Origin of the sequence: Spirochaeta isovalerica, from assembly GCF_014207565.1 — a bacterium.
GTDB lineage: Bacteria > Spirochaetota > Spirochaetia > DSM-2461 > DSM-2461 > Spirochaeta_F > Spirochaeta_F isovalerica.
Genome location: NZ_JACHGJ010000001.1, coordinates 334,607 through 360,004, shown reverse-complemented (window position 1 = coordinate 360,004; position 25,398 = coordinate 334,607). Strand labels below are relative to the sequence as shown.

Here is a 25,398-nt window from a genome sequence, read left to right as displayed (position 1 = left end):
GTTATACTCAATCCATATGAAAGACATATATATTGCACTGGATATCGGAGCCGGTAGAGGAACCAAAATCGGTTTGTTTGATCTCGAGAGAGAGCTTATTACCGAAGAACTGATGCCGCTCCACAAATATGCTGATGATTTTGAAGACTTTGCCTCCAACATAGTGGATAAGTTGAATCAGCTGACTGATAGCGGGAAAAAATACCATACTCTGGCCATCGGTATCTCCGCTGCAGGAATTCTGAAGCGCGATGGTTCCTTTCAGCTTTTTCAGAATTGCCCTCAATACAACGGCCACAACATTAAGAAAGCTCTTGCCGATGCTTTCTCCTTACCGTATCCATTGATAATGACGCCAACGTTGGAGCTCTGGCCGAATGGAGTATAATGAGAATGGAACTTCTCTATTGGGTCTTCGGAGGCGGCTGGGGAGGCGCCTGGATAGACAGAGAAGGAAATGTCCGATTCCCCGCGCACGACTGGGACGGAAAGGACCGTTCCCTTCATCTGACCAATGAACCGGGATACGCTATCGGCCTGGACAAATGGAAGTTGAAAAGCTTTTTCAGAGAAGTGAACGCTTCCTTTGAACTTTTTGAACTTAATCTGCGAGACGAAGAGCTTCCCGAAACCTACGAATCCGGTCCATCGGGAAATCCCGATACGGTCCGGGCAGAATTGCTCCTATCGGGACCCGGTCGATGCCGCCTGTTTAGAGCTATCGTCGGAAATGATGATTTTTACCAGCAGTTTCTCGATATTCACGAAGCCAGGGAAATGACGGACCCGGCTATCGCCGGTCAGCATATCAGCAAACTTTCCCGGATGCGCGTCGAATCTGCTGTCAATACGGACAGGTTATACGGGAAGCTTCTGGCTGAAGCAGCCAGAACCATGCTGAAACAGGCTGAAATAGACGGACTGGCCAAAGATGTTCCCATCTGTCTTGGCGGAAAGCCGAGCTATGCTCTTCCCTATTTCGGACCTTCAGCGCAGAGACTTCTGGGTAAAATGGGTTATCTCAACTATCTTCGCCCATCCATTCTCGATGAGAAAGGAGCCAACGCGAATCTGGCGGGAGCCGCCGTTCTTGCTGAAAGGGCTCTTCAGGGGATCTATTCCATGTAGAACTCAGGCAATAAAAATCCCCCGCAGAGAATCACGGGGGATTTTTTTAAGCTTATTTTCAGTTGCTTCACAAGAAAGTTACTGAATATTCTCAGTTTTTACGATCTGTCTGTTTATTTGCGTTTCCCGAGAACTTTCCTGTCCTGTGCAGACAAGACCGCTTTCCTCAACCTGATTTTGGTTGGAGTCACTTCAAGCATTTCGTCTTCGGCAATAAACTGCAGTCCCTGCTCCAGAGTCATGGGTATGACAGGTGTCAGCGTAACGGCATCATCTTTCCCGGATGCCCTGACATTGGTAAGGTTCTTCGCTTTACAGGCATTGACGTTCAGATCGCCTTCTTTATTATATTCGCCGATAATCATCCCTTCATAGACATCATCACCGGGCAGAACAAATAATTTCCCTCTCGGTTCGAGGTTGAAAAGAGCATAGGGAATAGCCTTACCGGTTCTGTCCGCCACAAGAGAGCCGGTGTTTCTCGTAATAAAATCACCTCTGTATTTCTCATATCCGGCAAAAAGGGAATTCATGATTCCCGTTCCCCGCGTATCGGTGAGAAACTCATCGCGATAGCCTATAAGCGATCGGGAGGGAACAGAGAACTCGATTTTAACCCTTCCGCTCTGTTCGTAAGTCATTGCGGAGAGCCGTCCTTTTCTCTTGAGAAGCTTTTCCGTTACGGCTCCGCTGTATTCCTCAGCGCAATCAATAGCCAGATTTTCGATAGGTTCCATTCTCTGGCCATCCACGTCTTTATATATAACCTGGGGACGTCCGACGGAAAGCTCAAACCCTTCTCTCCTCATCGTTTCAATGAGAATGGCCATCTGGAACTCGCCGCGGCCTTTTACGATAAAATCATCCTGGTTTTCCGATCTTTCGACCTGCATGGAAACATTGAGAAGAGTTTCCTTAACGAGTCTCTCGTAAATCTTTGTCGCCTGAACATTCTTCCCTTCAAGTCCGGATAGAGGAGACGTATTTTTAGTAAACTTCATAAATACGGTGGGCTCATCAACAGAAAGTCTCGGCAGGGCTTCAGGCTTTTCACTATGGCAGATCGTGTCGCCGATGTTGACATCATCAATTCCTGAGAGGACGACAATATCACCGGTTTCGACATTTTCGGCATCAGCCAGAACCGTACCGTTATAGACCTGAATCTTCGACACTTTCAAAGGAACGATTCTGCCTCCTTCTTTTACGCAGGAGAGAGATTCCTTCGCTTTGACAGATCCGTTAATAACCTTGCCTATGGCCAGGCGACCGAGATAATCGGAGTAACTCAAATCCGAAACAAGCATCTGAAAGGGCTTGCTTTCATCATACTGAGGTCCTGGTACGGCTTCAAGAATCGTATCCATAAGAATATCGAGGTTGAGGCCTCTTTCCTCAGGAGTCTTCATGACAACCCCGTCCTTCCCGATCGCATACAGGACAGGACATTCAAGCTGCTCGTCATCGGCATCGAGATCGATCAGCAAACTGTATACTTCATCGAGGACTTCCGCCGGGCGGGCGTCGGGACGGTCTATCTTGTTCAGGACGACTATGACTGGCAGCTTGGACTGAAGAGCTTTATCCAGTACGAATCGGGTCTGGGGAAGAGGCCCCTCCGATGCATCGACCAGGAGAATGACTCCATCAACCATGGACAGAGCTCTTTCCACTTCACCACCGAAATCTGAGTGACCCGGAGTGTCGAGGATATTGATTTTCACTCCTTTCCAGTTTATGGAACAGTTCTTGGCAGCAATTGTAATGCCCCTCTCTTTTTCGAGATCCATGCTGTCCATAAGTCTCTCATCAACTTCCTGTCCTTCGCGGAACAATCCACTCTGACGGAACATTGCGTCAACCAGTGTAGTTTTTCCATGATCGACATGTGCAATTATAGCGATATTTCTTACATTATCATTACTTTTCATATTCATTATCAGTTGTATACCACCCCACAGCCCGCCCCTTCAAGTAGCGAAACATTGATTGTTATAATTACTGACAAAAAAAAGGATCCATGTATAATATTATCAGACAATTGGAGGATTATCGGTGATTTATCTTGTTTTACCAATTCCGGTCATAATGGCTGTTGTATTTTTATTTCTTTATATTAAAAGTAAAAACGCTCACAAGAATCTCCTCAATGAACTGAGTAACCTGTCCGGTACGACTGACAGAAGCGGACAGGAAATGACCCGGATCTTAAAAGAAAAACTTCAGGCTTTCCAGCATCAGGTAGATAGTGGTAAAAATAAATCACAAGATAGATTCGATGATATTCTGGAGAAAACCATATCAGTTAAAGAAGGGTTTAACGATATACTCAACGGGGCGGCCGAAGTCGGAAAAATGACAGAGGAAAAGATGTCTCTGGTTGATGAAGCGGCAGAATTTTCCAAAGCGATTGTATCCACTGTTTCCAATATTACCGAAAGCATGGAAGTTCAGGTTTCCAGTTTCAGAGAGACCGTTCCCCATCTTCAGAATTTCATTGAGACAACAGGTGAAATCCGATCGCGCTCTGAAGAAAGCAGAGAGAGCTCAGAGGAACTGGTCAAGAAACTTCAAAGCGGAAGACAGACAATGAATGAAACGTTCAGAGCCATCGAGAAAATTGCTGAATCGGAAAAGCTTGTCCGCCAGAGTCTTGAGAAGATATCTTCCATTGCATCACAGATCAATATCCTTGCTATGAACGCTGCCATTCAGGCGGCCCATGCAGGCGATTCGGGTAAAGGTTTCGCCGTCGTAGCATCGGAAGTCCGGACACTCGCCGAAGACAGCGCGAAAACAGTAGAAGAAATAACCACCCATATCGAAGAGATGGACAAAAGGGTTATTAATGGACGCGAGCTAACGGGAAAAACCATCAAGCTTTTCTCAGATATCGGAACCGATGTCGATACGGCAAACGACCTGATATCGCAGATAGACACCACTCTGACAAACCAGGTAACAGAAGCCAGGGATATGATTCCCCAGCTCCAGTCTATGCTTGAAGGGATTTCAAAGCTCCGGGAACTTACACTGGAAGAAAAAAAGAAATCCGGAACCATTGAATCCGCAATGGGCAAAATCGCCCATATTTCCACAGAGATCCAAAAGGGCGAGAATGCATTAATCGCCAAAGACTACGAAGTTCTCGAAATAATTGACAACATAATTAATTCGATAAAAAAATAGCTTGTAATTTTTTTTGTCATGGGTAAACTTTTCCTAATTGATTCTATTAGGAGTATCATGGTGAAAAAACAAATTGTTATATCCGTTCTCTCCAAAGACAGACCGGGAATTATCGCCGATATAGCCAATATCATTTATGAGCTGAAAGGAGACCTGGCCGATATGAGTCAGTCAGTTCTCAACGGTTTTTTCAGTATGATAATTCTGGCAAATTTCGATGCCGAACTTTCAATCGAAGAAATATCAAAAAAGATGGACAGTATTTCTACGGAATCCGATCTGACCTGCATTGTCAAAGAAACAGTAGATTTCGGTGCGGTCCCCACTTCGAACATCACAGGCGATATCTATGTCGTAACAGCCCAGGGCAAAAACAGAACCGGCCTTGTTGCCGCAATTGGCTCTTACTGCAAAAAACAAAATATCAATATCATAGGTTATGTAACGAAACTGAACGATGATACATATTCCATGATGCTGGATATCGTAATTCCCGACAATCTTTCCGCTGATTCAGTTCATGATGATCTGGCTGAAGTGGGAGGCGACCTCGGCCTTTCTATCGTTATGCAGCACAAGAGCCTTTTTGAAACAGTTAATGAAATCAGTTTACGTTAAGGATTAGTTATGAAATCAGATCACATTTTATCAACGATCAATATGATTCAGAAAGAAAACCTCGATGTCAGAACAGTAACGATGGGGATAAATCTTCTGGACTGCCGGGGAAGCGATATAGAGGAAACATGCGACCTCATATATAAGAAAATAACCGGCAAAGCTGGCAATTTCGTAGAGACTTGCAACAAAATCAGTCGAAAATTCGGCATTCCCGTTGTCAACAAAAGGATATCCATTACTCCTATCGCCCATTTGGGTGCCGGGTATAAAAGCGGGGATTTTCTGAAAATGGCAAAAGCACTCGATCGGGCTGCTGAAGAAGTGGGAATCGATATTCTAGGCGGCTTCAGTGCTCAGGTTGAAAAAGGGATGACACCATGGGAAAGAGAGTATTTTAAATCCCTTCCCCGGGTTCTATCAGAAACCGTAAGGGTTTGCGCATCGGTGAACGTGGGAACCAGCCAGAAGGGAATTAATATGGATGCGCTGGCAATATGCGGACAGACCGTAAAGGATATTGCAGAAGCTACCAAGGACCAGAATGGTTTCGGGGCGGCAAAATTCGTCGTGTTCTGTAATCAGCCGGGGGATAATCCTTTTATGGCAGGAGCCATACACGGTCTGGAAGAAGCCGATACGGTATTGAATGTCGGTGTCAGCGGACCGGGAGTCATTGCCAGAGCCCTGGAAAGACTTATTGACGAACAGGGCAGGGAAAATCTGACACTCGATCTGATCGCCGAAGAAATCAAACAGACAACATTCCGTGTGACAAGATGCGGCGAGCTGATAGGCCGGGAAGTTTCCAAAGCCATGGACATCGAGTTTGGTATTGTCGATCTGTCTCTCGCCCCCACTCCGACAATCGGTGACAGCGTCGGAGAAATATTTCAGATCCTCGGCGTCGATGATGTGGGAGCGCCCGGTTCGACAGCTATTCTGGCCATGCTCAACGACGCCGTGAAGAAAGGCGGTATTTTTGCCAGCAAAACGGTTGGCGGCCTCAGCGGAGCTTTTATTCCCGTTATGGAAGATTCGGTCCTGGCCGATGCGGTAGGCAATGGCTCTCTTTGTCTCGAAAAACTGGAATCGATGACATGCGTCTGTTCCGTTGGTCTGGATATGGTCGCCATTCCGGGTTCTGTAGATTGTGATACTATTGCCGCTATTATCGCCGATGAGATGGCGCTTGGAATGATCAATCACAAAACCACAGCGGCCCGGCTGATCCCGGTCCCCGGGATGGAAGCGGGAGATTTTGTCAGTTTCGGAGGACTTTTCGGAGCCAGTCCGGTTATGCCTGTCAGAAACGCCGGTAAGTCAAAAAGATTTATCAGCTGGGGAGGCCGCATTCCCGCACCGATTCACAGTTTTAAGAACTAAGGGAAAAGGGAATCTTTGAGTTTCAGCAGTTCTTCTGCTGCTTCTGAAGGATTCCCTGTCTCAAGCTTTATTGATCCGCAGATTCTCTGACCGTCTTTATTCATTCCGTAGTCATAACATTTATCATAATAACCGAGGACGATTGATGCCGCGGCGCTGAGGTTATCTTTTTCAATAGCATCAATCGCTTTTGCTGCCCTGTCTCCACCAAGACGCCTGGTAATACGGGTAACGGCATCCAATAGAGGCTCTTTCCCCCATTGAGTGTACTCCCTGCAGAGTCTTTCAACACGTATATCTGAAGGAATATCCAGTACGACCATCGGAGAACGGCGCATTGTCGCAAATAAATCATCGGGAAGAAATATCCGACCGATTCCGGCGCTTTCATCTTCCAGCCATAGGGGCTTTCGATCTCCGATTTCGAGAATCTTCTCATAGAGATTATTCTCAAATTGTTCTGTAGTAGGCTGTTCATCCAGTCCGATATTGCCGAAAGCTGAACCTCTATGGCTCGCCAATCCCTCCAGATCTATGACTGCTTCACCCTTTTTTCTCAGTTCGATCAGAACTTCAGTTTTCCCGGATCCGGTTTTCCCACCGAGTATGAGTAGTGGCAGATCTTCCGCGAACCGCTCTTTCGCTTTGCGTCGATAGCTTTTGTATCCGCCCGTCAATCTCGATACATTCCATCCTCTGCTGTCGAGTAGTTCGCTGAAACGTCCGCTCCGCATCCCCCCGCGATAACAATATAGAGCAACATGATCCGATGAACTTGCTTCTTTCACCCGGGACAGATACCAGTCAATCCTGGGAATGGCATAGGTTTCTCCCAGTTCGATTGCTTTTTCCTGACCTTCTTCTTTATATAGAGTCCCTATCTCCGCTCTTTCCTCATTGGTAAAGAGAGGAATATTTAGGCTTCCCGGTATATGACCTTTTTCAAATTCACAAGGGGATCTGACATCGATCAGTGGAATATTACTGCGCAAATGGAGAATGGTTTCCAGATCTGTATTATTTATCATGTTGTTCCAGTTCCTCGGGCAATTCCGGTCTGGCGCGATTGTAACCGACCTCCAGAATGTCTCTGCCTTTTCTGTAGATTACCGATGATGAAATTCCCTTATCCGGTACGGGATGATCCTGGAGACCGAATGAGATACGGGTTCCGCTGTATACCCTGTCTTCTGCCAGGATATAACTTTTGGGATCGGGCTGAATCCTCTCCCGTAAGATCTGAAGCTCTTTTGCTCTCGCGGAAATATCTGATGCGACTTTTTGTGTGTCCGCTTCAATCTGATCCAGAGCTTTAAGGATTTTTACCGCACCTTCCCTGTCAGCCGGCTTGACTGTTTTCAACTGGATTCTCTGTTCATCGAGCTTATCCAGTCTCTCTCTGCTATTCTCAAGAGCTTTTTTCAGCAACTGAAAATTTTCTATCAGCTTCGGCTCGATTCCGAGAATGAGAATAGTTTTCGCATCATAGAGATTCCCGATTTTTCTGCAAAGAATTTTTTTCCCGACAATGGCCAGTCCTCCGATCAATTCTGCGCGGTTTCCCGTGAGAATCAGGCTTCCGGGAGTATCGAGCTGACTGTTCATCACGACTTCTTCAACAAAAATATCACCTTCGCTGCTGACGGAACAGCTTTCGATATAACGGGAAAGAAGATTACCTCCGCAATGGATTTTCCCTTCTTTATCCCCGTTTACACCGGCCTTGAGTATGACGGAACGGCCTGCATCGACAAAGGACCGCCCTATTGCTTTACCGATCTGGATATCCCCTGTTGCCTTCAGAGTAAAACCGTCGGCAATAGTCCCTTTGACTTCTACCGAGCCGTCAAAATCGATATTACCGGTTTCATAATCGATATTTTCTACTGTTACAAGTTCCTCTACTTCAACAATACCCTTATTGAGTATGACATTGCCTTTTATTTCGGCAATAATCCGGTTGGCTTCGATTCTAGCGTTTCTACCGCATCTCAACTGAGCCGGCTCACCTTGGGTTTCCGCTTCATAACGTTTTCCGAAGATATCAAAACCGTTTTCAGCTGGTACGGCAGGTTTTAATTCGGCAAGGATATCGCCGACCTGACAATTCTGAATGAAGTTGAGTTCTTTGAGATTGATCCTCCCGTACTGAAGTTCCTGAAAAGGTTTATGTCTTTCCGTCTCAAAGTTGAACTCGATTATAGATTCTCTTCCGGACACAGGTTGTTTTCCTGTTGCTATTAGAAAGGGGGTTCCGTACATTCTTTCGGAAAGAACGCGATTGATCATCCGTTCGTCTATACCGCTGCAAATACCCCTTTTATCCAGTTCGTGAAATACATCACGGACAGACAACTCCCCTCCGCCGGGTTTGGGTGCCGAGATGACAGCTTCAGCCTCCATGGAATCATCAGAGACGGTAATCGTCAGCTGCGAAGACAAAAGAACTCCCTCAGGCCATTCAACCAGTCTGACGGGAAGAGATGCCCCCGTTTCGATGATTTCAATTAAAGTCTGGATTCTGACTCTGGGTATACCCAGAAGCTTCATTCTGCTTCTGACTTCTTCAGGATATACCGGAAGGCCCTTTTCTCCGGGAGGATATACGACGAGATGAGCGTACCCGTCCTTATAGAAAAGATCAAATTTACCGTCATTCTGATGATCATGTGTCTCCATGCCACCATCATACCTTTTCTCACTGCCTATTTCCAGTAAAAGCAATACAGTCTATACTAAAGGTATTCAGGCACCGGAAAGCGTGTTACAGAGGAGTCACCATGAATTTTAACAAAGGTCAGGATCCCGAACTGGACCGCTATCTCAACGAGATATATCAGGAAGGCATAAATAAAGGGCTTGAGATGGGTATAAAAAAGGGCATATCCCGTGGAATAGCCCTTGAGAAGGAAAATTTTGATAAACAGTTTACATTGGCTACCGGGAAGCTGATTCAGGCCGGCGTCGATTACCAAGTCATTTCCGATTCCACGGGTTTTTCCATAGAAGACCTTAAAGAGATAGAAGCAGACCTGAATCTCTGAATCATTTATTTCCAGAGAGGAGAAGGATACACACCCGACTTGATAAGTCCGGAGATGCTTTCTACTACCAGAGGTTTGTCTTCCTTGTAGGTGACACCGAACCAGTCCGATTCTGTTTTAATGACTTTTACTGAACAGTCCCCTTTATCAGACATATCTCCCAGAACTATGGGCAGATAGATTTCGGACTTGAGTTCCCGTCCTTTTTCTTTCAGAAAATCCTTAAAATATGTATCGAGGTAATCGAAGACTTTTGGTGTTAGGCACCAGAAATTCATGGACACGGTTTCGCTACCGGTCAATTCCAGTTCGGGTTCTCCCGGCTGGCGACTAACAATTCGGTTACCTTCGCGACTGATTTTCACATGTTCTTCAATCGAAGAGAGAAACAGGTTTTCATCGACTGCGCAAATTCCTCTGGACACGGAACCGTAGTCAGATAAGGTGTTGACTATGGGATAGCCGGCCATGGCGAATTCCATAGAGTCCGAAGGAATTTCCCTGAGATACTCAGCTGTTTTAGCAAAAGCATCGGAACCGTAAAAGTCATCGGCGTTAATAACGACAAAAGGAGCATTCACAACATCTCTCGCGCAAAGTACCGCCTGACCCGTACCCCAAGGTTTTTCACGTCCTTCCGGTATCACAAATCCATCGGGGAGCTGAGAATCCAATTGCTGGAAACAGTATGTGACCTTTATTTTATCAGCAAAACGGCTTCCTATATATTTTTTAAAATCTTCTTCTATGGCTTTACGGATTATGAACACGACCTCGGAAAACCCCGATCGTACAGCATCGTATATGGAGTAATCAATTATGGCTTCTCCATTCGGGCCGACAGGTTCAATCTGCTTTATTCCGCCGTAACGGCTTCCCATACCGGCGGCCATGACTACCAGAACTGGCTTCATTTTTTCATACCTCATTATTATTTTTTTTTATCTTAAACTGTTTGACCCCATCTTTCCAATATGAAATTGAATTATTCAACAAATAGCCTCGGTGGACAAGAAGAAGATATGGGGGTAGTATTCTCCCATGGCTAACTGTTATTTTTGCGGTACAGAAATAGTGCCGCCGGTTTACAGGTCATCGGAGTGTCCCGAATGCGGAAAGGATCTGAAAATCTGTTACAACTGCGAGTTTTACTCTGAAGGAAGTCACTGGGATTGCAGGGAATCTATTCCCGATGCCGTAAGAGATAAGGACAGATCCAATTACTGCGATTTTTTCCGTCTGGGCAGACAATCGAAAGAGGAAAAGGAAAATAAGACTGCCGTCGATGCTTTCAATAAACTCTTCGGGGATTGATTTCGTCTAGAAAAGTTTGAATTTCAACAATAACTTCTCTTCTTTGTTCTTCCGGAGAAATATCGGCATCATTATCTTTTTTCTGTTTTCCATATACTCCGAACTGAGCATGATTGCCGCCTTTTATCTCTATAAAACGACTGTCTGAAGGTAAATTTTCTCTGCTCTCAGTCAATTCTTCGGAACTGACCAGGCCGTCTTTTGATCCCCTGATGGATAAAACTTTGATTCCCGACTGGTTAAGCGGTTTCTTTTCAATGGGATAAGCGCCCAAAAGTATCAAAGCCTTAAACTTATCTGGATTATCATAAATCCAGGATGCAGCCATTGCACCTCCCAGAGAATGTCCCGAAAAATACCAGTTTTTTATATAGGAATATTTTTCCAGAATGGCTTCTACTCTGTTACTTCCCAGTACAGCCAGATCCAGAGGCATTTTCTGAATAAACACAACCATTTTCAATGTATGGGCCATTTCAGCTGCCAGGGGGATATAGGCTTCCGGATCGACCAGGCCTCCCGGATAGAAAACCATAGCTTCATCCATATCGTAACACTGCGGCATGACCCGAAAGACACCATCGATCTCCTCGACAGTTGTTTTTTCAGGCATAACATAACCATCAGTCAGGGCCTGATAGGAACAGGATGTAAAAAGAACAAAAATGAGAATAGGAATAATGGCTTTTTTCATGGTTATATTATACTGAGATTCCTGTCACATGCATACCGGGAAAGTCCTCGGGAATAGCTGTGTCTATTTGTACGAAATCGATCACGAAGATAGTTCACAGAGATATTTGAAAATAAAACCAAGTCCTTCACTGTCAATAATTAAACGATCTCGCTTCTTGACAGACCTTATGGTCTGTTCTAGATTAGGATACCACGGAGAAAGTATGAGCGAAATAATCAAGTCCTTAGAAAAATTCGGTTTTACACGGACAGAAGCTTCAGTCTATCTGAATCTTGTGCAGAAAGGTGCCAGAAACGGTTCTCAGATTGCCAAAGATCTGAATATTTCCCGTTCCTCCGTCTATTCCGCTCTTGAAAACCTCTATAGCAGAGCTATCGTCTATCTTCTGCAGGCTGAATCAAAAACATATAAAGCCGAAGAACCGGGTCTACTTTTTGAGAACCTGAAGAAGACATTCAGCAATTCTGCTGATTTTTTAAAGAACAAACTTTCAGAATTGAACAAGGATGAGGATAAGACATACTATCTGAATATCCGGGGAATCGATAATTTTCTTGATAAGGCTAAACAGCTTCTTCTCTCTGCAGAAAAAGAAGTATATATAAACATTTGCATGGATTTAAATCTCTTCTCAAAGGAATTTGAAACCCTTGAGAAAAAAGGGGTCCGTATAATCGTTTTCTCCTTTGCCGACCTGAATCCCGGGAAACTTCCGATTGAATACTATTACAATTCCATAAGACCCAGTGAATCGGAAGAAGTGCGCATGATGATGGTTGTAGATCGTCAGACTTCGCTCATAGGCAGTTCCATTAACGATGGAGAGGTAATCGGAACATATACGGATAATCCGCTAATGGTCTCCATCGTCTCGGAACATATACATCAGGACATCTATCTACTCAAGCTCCGTGAAAAATACCGTAAGGACCTTATAGAAAAGGATATTCTCCTGGGAACTCTTCAGGAAAATCAGTAGTATGCGCTCTGTCTGGCATTCTTACGGCTAAGTGCGCTTATGAGAGCTCCTGCCAGAATAAAAACGACGAGACCACCTGATAGAAGTCCGCCTGCGAGAACCATAATCACAGGAAAAAAGACAATTCCCAGTACAATTGTGATAAGGGCTTTTATGGCAAATCCCACACCGGAAAGCAAGAGTCCCAGTAAAAAAAACAGGAATTTGAACAGGTATATTCCTCCGAAAAAAACAGCTCCAGCTACAATAAACAGTTCTAACATATTTAAACTCCCAATTATTTTGTTTTTCATGAGAAATAATGCAAGTACTGTGCCATATTTTAAAAAGCCGAATTTATAGAAGAACAGAACAGAAAAAGTCTCTTAACCTGGCAAATTTTACCGCTTATCGGTATTTTATACCTTATTTAGAACTCAATACCCTCTCTGGCCATGACACCTTTCTCTGCATAGTGTTTCTTTTTTTTCATCTCCGTGACGAGATCGGCCGCATCCAGAAAACATAGAGGCGCATAACGCCCGGTCATCACGATTTCGCTGGGCTTTTCGGATTTTTCAATATTTTTCAGAAATTTTACAGGATCGATCAATCCGTAATGTGAGGCGGTATTTATTTCATCCAGAACAAACAAATCGAATCCGCCCGTCTCCAGCAAATGGAAAAACTGTTCCTCTCCATGTCGCGCGGCAATACGATCCTGAGCTGTAATGTCGGCAAACAGCTCTCTTTCAGCGCCTGCCTGTGTAAAAAAAAGATTTTCTTTGTAAATGGTTTTCAATTGCCTCAAAGCTTTAATCTCGCTGAAATCACCGTTTTTAAAAAACTGGATTATACAGACTTTTTTTCCTGTTCCCAGTGCCCTTAAAGCCAACCCCAAAGCAGATGTCGTTTTACCTTTACCCGCTCCAGTATAATTATGAATATACCCTTTCATCTCAGAACCTGCCTGCATCATCTTTCATTTTGTTAAAAATATTAAAAAAATATTTGTATATTATTACTAATTTATAATCAAATAAATTAAAATAGAAATAACAAGGGTTATTAGATATGAAAGAACAGGAATTGACAAGAATTTTCATCGAAATACTTCCCATGCTGGACAATTTTTTCTTTAAGGAGTTCCAGGGAGTTTACGAGCAGTACAAACTCAATAAGACCCAGCATAAAACGATTATCGTCATTGGTACTTTTAACGGTTCCCATATGACGGAAATCTGGAAACGCATGGGCATAACCAAAGGGAATCTTTCTATTATAATCGATTCTCTGACGAAACTCGGCTATGTACTATGTGAGCGACATACCGATGACCGTCGAAAAGTCAGTATACATCTGACTGATTCCGGAATGAAAATCTACGAAGAAGCCATTTCGGAGATTAATGAAAATATTAACCGTAAGCTATCTGCTGTATCTAAAGAAGAAAAAAAGAAATTCATTGAATCCATCAGCTTCATCTACAAAATTGCAGGGAAATTTCCCGATTGATTATTTTCTTGACGAATAAGTTTTGAGATTGGCCATGAGTTCCTTTCTCGATCCGGATCGGGAAAGGGCATTCCTGGCCTCCGGGTTGTTGAGAATAGCACTGATCGACGAGAGAAATTGAATATGCGGTCCCGAAGTATTTTTCGGAGAAATTATCAATATGAATATATGACTGGGTTCTCCATCTATTGAACCGAAGTCCACCCCTTTTCTACTGATTCCGACAGCGGCACACAACGAATCAACACCTGTACTTTTTCCATGGGGAAGCGCTATGCCGTGCTGCATTCCCGTGCTCATCGTCGCTTCCCTTTCAAAAACAGCTTTTCTGCATTCTTCGGGATCCCTCAGTTTGCCGGCCTTTATGAGGATATCTATCAGTTCGTTGATGATTTTTTCTTTTTCGGTACTTTTCAGATTATATGTGAGGCAGGAAGAATCAATGTACTTGAAAAGGTCGAATGCAGCAGCTTCCGTTTCTTCGGACAAATCTTTTTGCAATGATTCGGGTTTGGATGTATTTTTCAGCTTGTTGACCGTTTCATGAAGCTTTAACAAAGATTCGTAAACGAGTGTTTTTACAAAACCGACTTCCGAAACCTGAGATGTTATGGAAAGAGCATTCTCCGAAACGGTCATTGTTAAAAATATTTCCTCTTTCCTCATCTGGTATATCCGTTCTCCTGCTTCCATGGAATGAATGTAGAATCCCTCTTCTTTCATCTCCAGAAGAATTTTCGTAATAAGGAAATCTGTCATTTCCTGAGAAGGATAATCAAAAACAGTCGTCGTCAGATTGCTGTCGGCAAGCTCATCCCTTGTACCTCGCGTTTCTCTTTTAAGAGCTTTCTCAAGTAAGGGAGGGGCAATCAGGATGGTCATTAACACCATGAGAACAGCCACTCCGAACATTTCCTCACTGAGGTAACCAGTTGAGAGGCCGATCCCGGCTATGATAAGAGCCACTTCGCCTCTGGGGACGAGCCCCAGACCGATCCTCAGAGCACCTGTTTTATTGAAATGCAGAAAAAGCGAAGGGATACCGCCTCCGATTATTTTTCCCCCAATAGAAGCCGCAGAGTAAATAAGACCTATTATAATAACTTCCCATGACAGGAGAGCATTAACATTTACAAGCATACCCATAACGGTAAAGAAAATGGGTACAAAAAACTCATGGAGGGAATGGAGATGTTCCTGAATGACAAAGCTGATGTCTGTTTTTGACAGAGTCAGTCCCATAACATAAGCTCCGATTATCATAGCCAGGCCGGCCTGCTCAAATATGCCTGAAAGAATTAAAGCTAACCCCAGGGAAAGAATGGAAAAAACAGTTACGCTACGGAACGACTTGAGAAAACGGCTTATGTGCCGGGCGAAAACAAGGCCAACCGCTGTAAAGCCAAGCCAGACTGCTATGGCTTTAGCCGCAATCAGAGCTATGTCTCCCCAGGGGAGAGAGCCTCCGTGCCCGTCTGAAACGATCGAGATAACTCCGAGGACGATAGCCAGTAGAATTATACCCACAACATCATCTATAACGGCCGCAGCCAGTATAGTCACACCTTCCGGTGAATCCATTTTCCTCTGTTCGGAAAGGATTCTTGCGGAGATCCCCACAGAAGTTGCCACTCCGATGAGTCCCAGCATCAGAACCTGCGAATCCATAAAAGGTTTGTGAAGGAAAAACATTCCCACGGAACTTCCCAGTATAAAGGGAAGAACGATTCCGCCCAGCCCGATTATTGACCCCTTCAGACTGTATCTCAGAAAAAGAGAAAGGTCAGTCTCCAGACCGGCAATAAAAAGAAGTATGATGGATGCAATGGTACTGAATCCGTATAGTTCCCGGGAAACAGGTATAGACTGATCGGCAACCAGAGGGAAAAGTCCTTCGGCAAATCCGGGAAGAGGAATACCTCCGAGCAGATAAGGGCCGATGAGAATACCGATGACAAGCTCTCCCAGAACCACCGGGAGTTTAAGTTTCCTGAATAATTTCCCGCCGAGCCGCGCAGCAAAAATAATCAGTCCAAGCTGGAAAACCAGACTGGTCATGGCATGGGTCAGTTCCGCCGATTCACCCGCTTCGGCAGCAAGCGGAGAAATAAGCATGATAGATGAAATTATTATGATTAGTTTGATTTTATTCATTCAGGACCCCATATTGCCTAATTGTATTTAAAATAGTTATCCCATTGATAATCAAGTTTTCTCAATGCTTCAAAATAGGAAACGACCGATAATCTGCCATCTTGATCCTTGCGGAGCAATTCCAGTTTTTCAAGTTTAGCCAGGGCATCGGGACATTCAAAATCAATATCCTGTTTTAAATTTTCCTTCAACCATTTTTCGATTTCCGAATCCAGTTCAGCTTCACAGATAGGCTTTTCGGACCGGGAAAGAAAAACGTAGGCAAGCAAAGCCTCTTTGACTTCCTCTTCTTCAGCGGAATCGATAAGGGAATGAAATACACCGGCATTATTAACAAGGTTCCGGAAATAGAGGTTATCGCTCAGTTCTTTCTGGAACTGAAATTTTCTCGTCTTATATTTGCTGATCTGTTTGACAATATAACCACCCAGGGCCCCCATAGCTGATAAGGCGGCTACAGCTTGTTTAAGATGATCTTCTTCTACAGTTCCTTTATATCCCAGATATGCACCGAGTACGGCAAAGATGACAATCAAAGCCGGAACAACTTTGCTGATGATAAGAGGAACGCCTCCGGCAATAGCCGGAACAGCCAGCATCAGTTTATCTTTCAGACTCATTACGACTTTAGAATTGGGAAAGAGAATCTCGAGATCTTCCAGGGGAACATCCTTGAATAACTTGATAATGGTTTTTCCTTCCGGAATTTCCGACGGAACTCCTTCTTTCATCCTGACTGCCAGTAAAACCCTTTCCAGAATGATGTGTTCACTGATAATTTTTTTCAGTCCGAGCCATTTTTTAGCTGTAATCAGATCTTTTCGTCTTCCTCTGGCGTATACTTCCAGGAAACTGTAGTTGTCCATTTGAATATCCAGTGAAAAACCTACGGCAGCTGTATTTTCATAAGCTTCTTTTATCTGTTCGGATGTAACCGGATCGTAATTGGCTTTATCGAGAACTTTTCTCAAAGTTTCCATTAGTATACGATTGGCATGATTCACGCTATCAGAATCACTTTTTTCGAAAGAGGGAATATCGGGATTTATTGGATAATAAACATCTTTAAGAGTTTCCAGATCTCTGTGGAACTGAAAGTGAAATATGCTTGCGAGTATGGTACTGAACCGGGAAAAGGATTCTTTATCATCCATGTCCCTCATAAGAAGATCGATTATATCTCTTTTCCGGCAGGGAATATATCTTCTTCTCTCTCTTGCACCGTTCATCATTTAACCCTTTTATAAAAGAGATCCGCTGCGGTGAGCGGATCTTATCTAGCCTTCTATCATAGATAGAAACAGTTTATGGACTCTGATATCTTCTGTCAGTTCCGGATGGAAACTGGCTGCCAGCATATGGCCCTGACGGACCAGAACGGGGGAATCTTCATACTCGGAAAGCACTTCGGCAGTGGATCCGATTTCGGTAATCCTGGGCGCTCTGATAAAAACAGCCGGCACAGGATCATCTCCCAGTCCTTTAATTATCAATTTTGCATCGAAACTATCGATCTGACGGCCGTAATCATTGCGTGAGACACGGTAATCCATCAGGCCCAGAGTCTCCTGTTCGGGATGGGAATCGATTCCACGGGATAGAAGAATCATTCCGGCACAGGTCCCGAAGACAGGCAATCCCTGCAATATTTTTTCTCTTAGCCGATCATAAATCCCGAAGTTTCTGAGCAGACGTATGATCGTCGTACTCTCACCTCCGGGAATGATAAGACCGTCAATGGCATTCAGCTCTCCGGCTTCCCGAACTTTGACAGGATTAACCCCCAGCTTTTCCAGGGTCTGCATATGTTTGTCAAAACCACCCTGGAGAGTCAGAACACCTATTGTCAAACCAGCCAATTACCAGCCTCTTCCGGCAAATTTTTCGTTATCGATCAGATGATCGCAGTTAATTCCAACCATGGGAGCACCGAGATCTTCGGAAATTTCTGCCAGTTTCTTGTAGTCGTTGTAATAGGTTACCGCTTCCACGATAGCTTTAGCCCGTTTTGCGGGATCATCGGACTTGAAGATTCCCGAACCGACAAATACCGATTCCGCTCCAAGCTGCATCATCAGAGCGGCATCAGCCGGAGTTGCCACTCCGCCGGCGGAAAAGTTCGGTACGGGGAGCTTTCCCGTTTCCTTGATCTCGAGAAGGAGCTCAAAAGGAGCGCCGAGATCGCGTGCTTCTGTCATAAGCTGATCATTGGGCATATTCTGTATTTTGCGGATTCCGTCCTTGAGGGTTCTCATATGGCGTACCGCCTCGATAACATCTCCCGTTCCGGCTTCTCCTTTAGTTCTGATCATAGCGGCTCCTTCGCCGATTCTTCTCAGAGCTTCGCCGAGATTCCGGCAGCCGCAGACAAAGGGAACCTGAAAATCGTGTTTATATATATGGTACTGATCATCAGCAGGGGTAAGAACCTCACTTTCATCAATGAAGTCGATCTCAAGGGCTTCCAGAATTTTGGCTTCAACAAAGTGACCGATTCTGGCTTTAGCCATGACGGGAATGCTGACGGCTTCCTGGATTTCCTTTATCATTTTCGGATCGGACATTCTGGCAACGCCGCCGTCTTTTCTTATATCGGCGGGAACTCTCTCAAGAGCCATGACTGCAGCCGCACCGGCGTTTTCGGCAATCTTTGCCTGCTCGGCATTGACGACATCCATGATGACGCCGCCTTTGAGCATTTCGGCGAGCCCCACATTCTTTTTCCACTGAGCGCTCTGTCTCTGTGACCATAGTTTTTCACTCATATTTTTCACCTTTTCCGCGTAATAATTTTTGTTTGCTTTAAGATAACGCAATTGTCATACATAGTCTATATCTATTTCAGTCATTGAGATTGACAGAGAGCCAGCGGCGGATTTCCCTCTGATCCATCCCCTTCCGCAGGGCATAGGATTCAAGCTGATCCTCCCCGATTTTTCCTACAGGAAAGTACTTGGCTTTTTCCGAAGCGAAGATATAACCGCATACGGAAGCGGCAGGCTGCATCATATAGGATTCGGTCAAGCTTATTCCCAGATTCTTTTCTGCTTCGAGAAGATCGAAGATATCCTGCTTTCCCGTATGATCGGGACAACAGGGATATCCGGGGGCAGGCCGTATCCCCTGATAGGCTTCTTTCAGCATTTCATCGGGAGATAATTCTCTGCCCTTTTCATATCCCCAGATCTCACGTCTTACTTTTGAATGGATGTACTCCGCTCCGGCTTCGGCCAGACGGTCGGCAAGAGACTTGAGCAGCAGAGGACTGTAGAGATCATCTTCCGGAAAAAGCTTCAGAGCTTCTTCCAGGTTTTTCGAAGACGTGACGGCGAAAAAGCCCATGTAATCATCGAGACCCGGCTCTGAGGGCTCATTATCTTCTGAAACTATGTAATCAGCCAGAGAGGGGCAATGTCCCATTCTGGGAATCTGACGGCGCAGCATGGGAAGTACCATAATCGGCGCTTCTTTATCATCATAGAGAAGGATATCATCATAATCGACCGTTCGGGCCTTTTCGATCCTGACGGCTCCGTCTATGGAAAGTAGGCTTTCCTTGACAACCCGGTCCAGAAGTATACGACTGTCCCGCAGGAGCTCATCGGCCTCCTTTGACATCCGGGCTTCGTTCGTTCTGAAGTCCCATGTGACAAGGTACATTTTCCAGTCGATCATTTTTACGACTTCTTCCAAAGGAAGATTTTTCAATATAGTCAGTCCGGTTTTAACAGGTAAGTTCATCAGCGAATCCTTTTTTTGCGCGCCTCTTTAAAAGAAAGCATTTTTGCGGATTGATCTCCGCTTTTGTTTCTGTGTTTTTCTCTTTCCCTTTCCTGGGATTCAGCTTTTTCAAGTAAAAACGACTCGACCTTATCACTTCGCAGCATGGATGCCGTGTAAACGGCGTCGGATGCATCTCCGGAATGGATAACGACTCCTCCGGTTCGGGAAGGAGTGAGCTTGACTGCTGTGTGTATAGGTGATGTTGCCGCTCCACCGACCATAAGAGGGAGGGACATGCCCGCTTCATCGAGATCTTCCGCCAGGACACGCATTTCCTCAAGACTGGGCGTTATCAAGCCGCTGACCCCGATAATGTCGGCTTTGTGTTCAATCGCTGCTTTAATAATATCCTGCTGTGGAACCATAACGCCGAGATCGATTACCTCGAAATTATTGCACTGGAGGACAACGCCGACGATATTTTTACCGATATCGTGGACATCTCCCTTGACCGTAGCCATAATGATTTTTCCCCGGCTTGATCCCTGCGCCCCGGTTTTTTCTTCTTCTATATAAGGCAGGAGTATGGAGACCGCTTTTTTCATAACCCTGGCGCTTTTAACGACCTGGGGCAGAAACATCTTTCCGCTGCCGAAGAGATCGCCGACCTGGGACATGCCCCTCATAAGCGGTCCTTCAATAACATCAATCGGATTGGCTGAAGCCAGTCGGCATTCCTCCACATCCTTATCTATAAACTCGGTAATTCCTTTCACCAGAGCATGAGTCAGTCTCTCTTCAACAGATTCCGAACGCCATTGGAGGGTGTTTTCCTCTTTACCCGCCGATTCCTTGAAATCGCCAGCCGCCTCGAGAAGAACCTCGGCGGCATCTGGGACACGATTGAGGACGACATCTTCGACTATCCTGAGGAGATCGGCAGGGATTTCATCGTACACCGTCAACTGCCCTGCATTGACGATTGCCATATCAAGACCCGCCTCTATGGCATGAAAGAGGAAAACCGAGTGAATGGCCTCTCGCAATGGATTGTTTCCCCTGAACGAGAAAGATACGTTACTCAGACCACCGCTTGTCAACGCCCCGGGACAATCCTTTTTGATCTGCCTGACAGCTTCGATAAAATCGACAGCATAATTGTCGTGTTCTTTCATACCAGTGGCGATGGCGAAGATATTGGGGTCGAAAATAATATCTTCAGGAGGGAAGTCCGCTTTTTCGACAAGAAGCCTGTAGGCTCTTTTGCAGATTTCCACTTTTCGAACCAGGGAATCGGCCTGCCCTTTCTCATCAAAAGCCATAACGACAGTTGCCGCTCCGAAGCTGCGGATTATCCTGGCTCTTTCGAGAAAAGTCTCCTCCCCTTCTTTCAGGCTGATGGAATTGACAATGCTTTTTCCCTGAAGGCATTTGAGTCCCTGATGGAGTACATCCCAGTTGCTTGAATCAACCATAACGGGAACTCTGGCGATATCCGGTTCCGAAGCCAGAAGGTTGAGGAACGTTCGCATTTCTTTTACGGAATCAAGCATCGCCTCGTCCAGATTGATATCGATAATCTGAGCTCCGTTTTCAACCTGTTTCCGGGCTACATCGAGCGCTGTCTCATAGACTCCTTCGGTAATGAGTTTTTTAAATCTTGCTGAACCCGTTACATTGGTCCGCTCTCCCACATTAACAAACAGGGAATTTTCATCGATGATGCACGGTTCCAGTCCGCAGAAGACCGACTGCCTCTTCTTTTTTTCAATTTTTCTCGGAGCGAAACTTTCCGCCGCCTTGACGATGGCACGAATATGATCGGGTGTCGATCCGCAGCATCCCCCGACGATATTGATCAGTCCGCCTCTGGCAAAACGCTCGATGTAGGAAGCCATGACTTCCGGGGTGTCGTCATAATCCCCCAGTTCATTGGGAAGCCCCGCGTTGGGATGGGTACTGACTCCGCAATCTGCAATACGCGAGAGAACTTTCAGATGATCTTCCATATCCTTTGCACCGAGAGCGCAGTTGAGGCCGATCGTCAGCGGTTTGGCATGAGCCACCGAATACCAGAAAGCTTCAGCTGTCTGACCGGATAGAATCCTTCCGCTGCTGTCGCTGATGGTTCCCGAAATCATTATCGGGAGTTTTTTTCCTTTATCGGTGAAAACCTTCTCAGCAGCGCTGATGGCCGCTTTGCAGACAAGAGTATCAAATACCGTTTCTATCAGTAATAAATCACTCCCCCCGTCAACAAGACCGGTAATCTGGGTGACAAAAGCCTGCTCCACTTCATCATAGGTTACTGCGCGGTATCCGGGATCTTCAACTTTGGGTGAAAGCGAAAGAGTTTTTGATGTGGGCCCTACAGAACCGGCTACGAATTTGATTGAACCGGGATTATCTTTTTCAAATTGGTCCCGAGCTTCAGAGGCGATCCTGGCGCCCTGAAAGTTAATATCGTAAACAGCATTCTGCGTACCGTAATCGGCCTGTGAAAGAGCTGTTCCGTTAAAGGTATTTGTTTCGACAATATCCGCTCCGGCATTGAAGAATGAGAGATGGAGTTCGCTTATGACATCGGGTCTCGTCAAATTCAGGATATCGTTATTTCCGAAAAGGTTCGTTTTATGCGATGCAAACCGCTCTCCCCTGAAATCCTCTTCCTTCAGCTTTTTAGACTGGAGCATAGTCCCGGTGGCTCCGTCGAGAAAGAGGATTTTCTCCTGCATCAATTCTCTGATTTTCGCACTTCTATCCATGACTGAACTCCTTTAATAAACACATTATCATACCGGAAGAAAAAAAAAGCTCCATTAAGGAGCAATTTTTTAATTGAAGACATTTTATAGGAACTAGAGATTTGTTCCAATATCTTTTCGATAATATTGATCGGTAAAGTGGATTTTATCGATCAGTCCATAAGCTTCGGTTCTGGCGCTTTCCGCATCGGCCCCCATTCCGACCACTGTCAGAACCCGGCCTCCAGAAGTCAGCAGCTTTCCATCTTTCAGCTGAGCACCGCTGATATAGACAATATCATCGTTGTTAATTCCGGAGATCTCATATCCTTTGGCATATTCCAGCGGATATCCACCAGAAGCCTGAACAACGGCACAGGAGCAGTTCCCGCTCCATTCGAGATCTTCTTCCGAAAGACCTTTGTCCATAGCTTTATCGATGATCTCCAGAAGATCGGTTTTGAGCAGTGGGAGGACTGCCTGAGTTTCCGGATCTCCCATCCGCAGGTTGTACTCAAGCAGATAGACACCTTTTTCATTTATCATGAGTCCGAAGAAAATGATGCCGGAAAAAGAAAGATCATCGGCAATCAACCCCGCTGCCGTCGGAAGCATGATATTGTCTCTGAAATCATTGAAGATTTTATCAGTCACATAGGGATTGGGAGCTATTACACCCATTCCGCCAGTGTTGAGCCCCGTCTCTCCTTCTCCGATTTTTTTATGATCTTTGGCTGAAATGAAAGGCGTAATCTTCTTTCCGTCAAATACCGACAGAATGGAAGCTTCAACTCCTGTCAGAAATTCTTCTATAACGACAGAATTTCCCGCTTCTCCGAAGCAATTATTCACCATAATATCCTTAACCGCTTTGACAGCCTCTTCGCGGGTCGCGCAGATGATAACGCCTTTACCTGCCGCAAGACCATCTGCTTTGACAACAGCGGGCAGCGGAGCAGTTTCCACGTAGGAAAGAGCCTTTTCAGAGGAAGTGAAAGTCTCATAGGCAGCTGTTCTAATGCCGTGCCTTTTCATAAAGTCTTTGGCAAAGCTCTTGCTTCCTTCCAGCATGGCGGCCGCTTTGTGAGGACCGAAAATTTTCAGATTTTTCTTCTTAAAAGTATCAGCTATTCCCGCTACCAACAGATCCTCAGCTCCGGGTACAGTCAGTTCAACGCCTTCACGAAGAGCGAAGGAAGCGAGTTCTTCAGGAGTTCCTTCATCTATATTTCTGCATTTGGCCATAAGCGCCGTTGCGCCGTTTCCCGGAGCGCAGAAAATAGTTTCCACTTCAGGATTTTCCACCAGCTTTACTGCCAGGGCGTGTTCACGTCCTCCGCCACCGGTTATAAGTATTTTCATTTTCCACTCCCTTTTGTGCACAGAAGATGAAGCGTCTGCGGAAGAAGCTTGTGCTCCAGTTTGAGGACTTCCTTCTGCAGTTGTTCCGCGTTCCATATTTTATCAAGATCCAGGCTCATCTGACTGATTATTTCGCCTGTATCAATTCCGTTGTCGACGAAATGAACAGTACAACCGGACTTTTCAGCTCCCGCAGCCAGTACGGCTCTATGAACATTCATGCCGTACATGCCCTTACCGCCGAAATCGGGAAGAAGTGCCGGATGAATATTAATGATTCTGTTTTTCCATTTTTCAATAAATGAGCGATCGAGAATGGAGAGGAATCCAGCCAGAACAATGTAGTCGATCGTGTTTTCAAGCAAATTGTCAATGTTTTCAGCCAGGACCTTCATACCTTTTTTCCGGTCGAGAAGATGAGTCTGAATTCCGGCTTTCTCTGCTCTTGCCAGTCCTTCTGCGGGACGATCGGAAATGACTGTAACTATTTCATATCCCGCATTATACTCTGTCCGGGCAAAATCAATCAGACTCTGCAGATTTGATCCGCCGCCTGAAATAAGAACAGCTACGCGAAGCAAAACCGTTCTCCCTTAATCACTTTGCCGATAACTGAAGCGTCCATGGAAAATGCGGAAAGATCGGAAAGTATATCATCAACCTCATTTTCGGGAACGACAAGAAGAAACCCGATTCCCATATTGAAAGTGTTCCACATGTCTTCATGGGGCACGCCTTTCTTTTCAAGATAACGGAATATATCGGGAATGACGATTTTATCACGATCGATTTCGATCCCCAGACCTTCCGCTACGGAGCGGGGCGCATTTTCTCTCAAGCCGCCACCGGTGATATGAGCCATAGAGTGTATATCGTATTTTTCAAGAAGCGAGAGAACAGGCTTTATATAGAGCCTTGTCGGTTTTATCAGTTCTTTCCAGACCGGCTCACCGTGAAAATCCTCATCGAGATTTTTCACCAGCTTTCTGATCAGGCTGAATCCGTTACTGTGAACACCGGAGGATGCAATGCCGATAACGACATCTCCCTCAACAGCTTTTTCCGGTCCCGTCAGTTTGCTTTTTTCCGCAACACCCACACAGAAACCGGCCACATCATAATCGCCATCCTTATAGAAACCGGGCATTTCAGCTGTTTCGCCGCCTACAAGAGCTGTTCCCGACTCAAGACAAGCCGTTGTAATGCCTTTTACAATCTGCGAAGAGACATCCGCCTCCAGTTTTCCGCAGGCTATATAATCCAGAAAGAACAGAGGTCTGGCTCCATGACAGAGAATATCATTGGCGCACATGGCGAAACAGTCGATCCCCACAGTGTCATACACCTTTTTATCCAGGGCGACAGCCAGTTTTGTTCCAACGCCGTCTGTTCCGGAAACCAGAACGGGATTCTCGTATTTGCCAAGTTCGTATAGAGAACCGAATCCGCCCAGTCTGTTGAGTACTTCCGGTCCCTGGGTTTTTCTGACCGATTCCTTGATCAGGTCTACAGCTCTGTAGCCCTCTTCTTTATCAACTCCGCTGTCTTTATAGGTAATCATAAGTC

25 protein-coding genes are annotated in these 25,398 nt (G+C 45.3%); 9 read left to right on the top strand and 16 right to left on the bottom strand.

The genetic code is table 11. The annotated features are described in order from the left end of the window. The first annotated feature begins 16 nt into the window (after positions 1–16). Entirely contained in the window at positions 17–388 is a 372-nt protein-coding gene (locus tag HNR50_RS01505) for an ROK family protein (RefSeq protein WP_184742707.1), read from the top strand. 5 nt (positions 389–393) lie between these two features. Beyond that, positions 394–1,128 carry a hypothetical protein gene (locus tag HNR50_RS01500; RefSeq protein WP_184742705.1) on the top strand — a complete coding sequence of 245 codons (735 nt, stop codon included), beginning with the start codon at positions 394–396 and terminating at the stop codon, positions 1,126–1,128. Between the two features lie 113 nt (positions 1,129–1,241). Here the strand turns inward: HNR50_RS01500 and typA are convergent, their stop codons facing one another. After that, positions 1,242–3,065 carry a translational GTPase TypA gene (gene typA, locus HNR50_RS01495; protein ID WP_184742703.1) on the bottom strand — a complete coding sequence of 608 codons (1,824 nt, stop codon included), beginning with the start codon at positions 3,063–3,065 and terminating at the stop codon, positions 1,242–1,244. Positions 3,066–3,183: 118 nt separating this feature from the next. On the opposite strand from typA, the gene HNR50_RS22255 reads away from it, so the two are divergent. From HNR50_RS22255 to HNR50_RS01480, 3 genes are read left to right on the top strand one after another with little or no spacing between them, the layout of a single operon-like run. Beyond that, complete coding sequence (locus HNR50_RS22255) at positions 3,184–4,317, top strand: methyl-accepting chemotaxis protein (protein WP_184742701.1); 1,134 nt, start codon at positions 3,184–3,186, stop codon at positions 4,315–4,317. 60 nt (positions 4,318–4,377) lie between these two features. Continuing rightward, on the top strand, positions 4,378–4,935 hold the full coding sequence (locus HNR50_RS01485; RefSeq protein ID WP_184742699.1) for an ACT domain-containing protein: 558 nt from the start codon (positions 4,378–4,380) through the stop codon (positions 4,933–4,935). A gap of 9 nt (positions 4,936–4,944) precedes the next feature. Further along, a complete protein-coding gene (locus tag HNR50_RS01480) occupies positions 4,945–6,321 on the top strand; it encodes a PFL family protein (RefSeq protein ID WP_184742697.1) in 1,377 nt (458 codons plus the stop codon). On the opposite strand, the gene mnmH is transcribed toward HNR50_RS01480, so the two are convergent. Next, positions 6,318–7,349: a tRNA 2-selenouridine(34) synthase MnmH gene (gene mnmH, locus HNR50_RS01475; RefSeq protein ID WP_184742695.1), complete on the bottom strand. Its 1,032-nt coding sequence runs from the start codon at positions 7,347–7,349 to the stop codon at positions 6,318–6,320. The genes HNR50_RS01480 and mnmH overlap by 4 nt on opposite strands. Further along, positions 7,339–9,000 carry a flagellar assembly protein A gene (locus HNR50_RS01470; protein ID WP_184742693.1) on the bottom strand — a complete coding sequence of 554 codons (1,662 nt, stop codon included), beginning with the start codon at positions 8,998–9,000 and terminating at the stop codon, positions 7,339–7,341. Before HNR50_RS01470 ends, mnmH begins: the two co-directional genes overlap by 11 nt. 101 nt (positions 9,001–9,101) lie before the next feature. On the opposite strand from HNR50_RS01470, the gene HNR50_RS01465 reads away from it, so the two are divergent. Further along, on the top strand, positions 9,102–9,365 hold the full coding sequence (locus HNR50_RS01465; RefSeq protein WP_184742691.1) for a hypothetical protein: 264 nt from the start codon (positions 9,102–9,104) through the stop codon (positions 9,363–9,365). A 5-nt stretch (positions 9,366–9,370) separates the two neighbouring features. Here HNR50_RS01465 and HNR50_RS01460 read toward each other — a convergent pair whose 3' ends face one another. Then, the gene (locus HNR50_RS01460) at positions 9,371–10,279 is read right to left on the bottom strand and encodes a nucleotidyltransferase family protein (RefSeq protein ID WP_184742689.1); all 909 of its coding nucleotides are present in this window, start codon (positions 10,277–10,279) and stop codon (positions 9,371–9,373) included. 127 nt (positions 10,280–10,406) lie between these two features. Between HNR50_RS01460 and HNR50_RS01455 the strand changes: the two genes are divergently transcribed. Next, the gene (locus tag HNR50_RS01455; protein WP_184742687.1) at positions 10,407–10,679 is read left to right on the top strand and encodes a hypothetical protein; all 273 of its coding nucleotides are present in this window, start codon (positions 10,407–10,409) and stop codon (positions 10,677–10,679) included. On the opposite strand, the gene HNR50_RS01450 is transcribed toward HNR50_RS01455, so the two are convergent. Next, entirely contained in the window at positions 10,657–11,373 is a 717-nt protein-coding gene (locus HNR50_RS01450; RefSeq protein WP_184742685.1) for an alpha/beta hydrolase, read from the bottom strand. The two genes, HNR50_RS01455 and HNR50_RS01450, sit on opposite strands and share 23 nt — an antisense overlap. Positions 11,374–11,578: 205 nt before the next feature. Between HNR50_RS01450 and HNR50_RS01445 the strand changes: the two genes are divergently transcribed. Next, a complete protein-coding gene (locus HNR50_RS01445; RefSeq protein WP_184742683.1) occupies positions 11,579–12,355 on the top strand; it encodes a TrmB family transcriptional regulator in 777 nt (258 codons plus the stop codon). Here the strand turns inward: HNR50_RS01445 and HNR50_RS01440 are convergent. After that, positions 12,349–12,618, bottom strand: a complete 270-nt coding sequence (locus tag HNR50_RS01440; protein WP_184742681.1) for a hypothetical protein — start codon at positions 12,616–12,618, stop codon at positions 12,349–12,351. The genes HNR50_RS01445 and HNR50_RS01440 overlap by 7 nt on opposite strands. Before the next feature lie 146 nt (positions 12,619–12,764). Continuing rightward, positions 12,765–13,292 (bottom strand): cob(I)yrinic acid a,c-diamide adenosyltransferase, encoded by a 528-nt coding sequence (locus tag HNR50_RS01435; RefSeq protein WP_184742679.1) that lies wholly within the window; start codon positions 13,290–13,292, stop codon positions 12,765–12,767. A 116-nt stretch (positions 13,293–13,408) separates the two neighbouring features. Between HNR50_RS01435 and HNR50_RS01430 the strand changes: the two genes are divergently transcribed. Next, positions 13,409–13,849 carry a MarR family winged helix-turn-helix transcriptional regulator gene (locus tag HNR50_RS01430; protein ID WP_184742677.1) on the top strand — a complete coding sequence of 147 codons (441 nt, stop codon included), beginning with the start codon at positions 13,409–13,411 and terminating at the stop codon, positions 13,847–13,849. Here the strand turns inward: HNR50_RS01430 and HNR50_RS01425 are convergent, their stop codons facing one another. From HNR50_RS01425 to purM, 9 genes are all read right to left on the bottom strand, one after another. After that, complete coding sequence (locus tag HNR50_RS01425; protein ID WP_246433732.1) at positions 13,850–16,003, bottom strand: cation:proton antiporter domain-containing protein; 2,154 nt, start codon at positions 16,001–16,003, stop codon at positions 13,850–13,852. Positions 16,004–16,020: 17 nt separating this feature from the next. After that, on the bottom strand, positions 16,021–17,235 hold the full coding sequence (locus HNR50_RS01420) for a TMEM143 family protein (RefSeq protein ID WP_184742675.1): 1,215 nt from the start codon (positions 17,233–17,235) through the stop codon (positions 16,021–16,023). A 45-nt stretch (positions 17,236–17,280) separates the two neighbouring features. Beyond that, positions 17,281–17,862 (bottom strand): pyridoxal 5'-phosphate synthase glutaminase subunit PdxT, encoded by a 582-nt coding sequence (gene pdxT, locus HNR50_RS01415; RefSeq protein ID WP_246433731.1) that lies wholly within the window; start codon positions 17,860–17,862, stop codon positions 17,281–17,283. After that, the gene (gene pdxS / locus HNR50_RS01410) at positions 17,863–18,702 is read right to left on the bottom strand and encodes a pyridoxal 5'-phosphate synthase lyase subunit PdxS (protein WP_425506737.1); all 840 of its coding nucleotides are present in this window, start codon (positions 18,700–18,702) and stop codon (positions 17,863–17,865) included. Between the two features lie 142 nt (positions 18,703–18,844). After that, entirely contained in the window at positions 18,845–19,744 is a 900-nt protein-coding gene (locus tag HNR50_RS22250) for a vitamin B12 dependent-methionine synthase activation domain-containing protein (RefSeq protein WP_246433730.1), read from the bottom strand. Then, on the bottom strand, positions 19,744–22,491 hold the full coding sequence (metH, locus tag HNR50_RS01405) for a methionine synthase (RefSeq protein ID WP_246433729.1): 2,748 nt from the start codon (positions 22,489–22,491) through the stop codon (positions 19,744–19,746). The genes HNR50_RS22250 and metH overlap by 1 nt, the downstream gene beginning before the upstream one ends. Positions 22,492–22,584: 93 nt before the next feature. Beyond that, on the bottom strand, positions 22,585–23,832 hold the full coding sequence (gene purD / locus HNR50_RS01400) for a phosphoribosylamine--glycine ligase (RefSeq protein ID WP_184742671.1): 1,248 nt from the start codon (positions 23,830–23,832) through the stop codon (positions 22,585–22,587). Then, positions 23,829–24,413: a phosphoribosylglycinamide formyltransferase gene (gene purN, locus HNR50_RS01395; RefSeq protein WP_184742669.1), complete on the bottom strand. Its 585-nt coding sequence runs from the start codon at positions 24,411–24,413 to the stop codon at positions 23,829–23,831. The genes purD and purN overlap by 4 nt, the downstream gene beginning before the upstream one ends. Continuing rightward, positions 24,401–25,393 (bottom strand): phosphoribosylformylglycinamidine cyclo-ligase, encoded by a 993-nt coding sequence (gene purM / locus HNR50_RS01390; RefSeq protein WP_184742667.1) that lies wholly within the window; start codon positions 25,391–25,393, stop codon positions 24,401–24,403. The genes purN and purM overlap by 13 nt, the downstream gene beginning before the upstream one ends. Positions 25,394–25,398 lie beyond the last annotated feature (5 nt).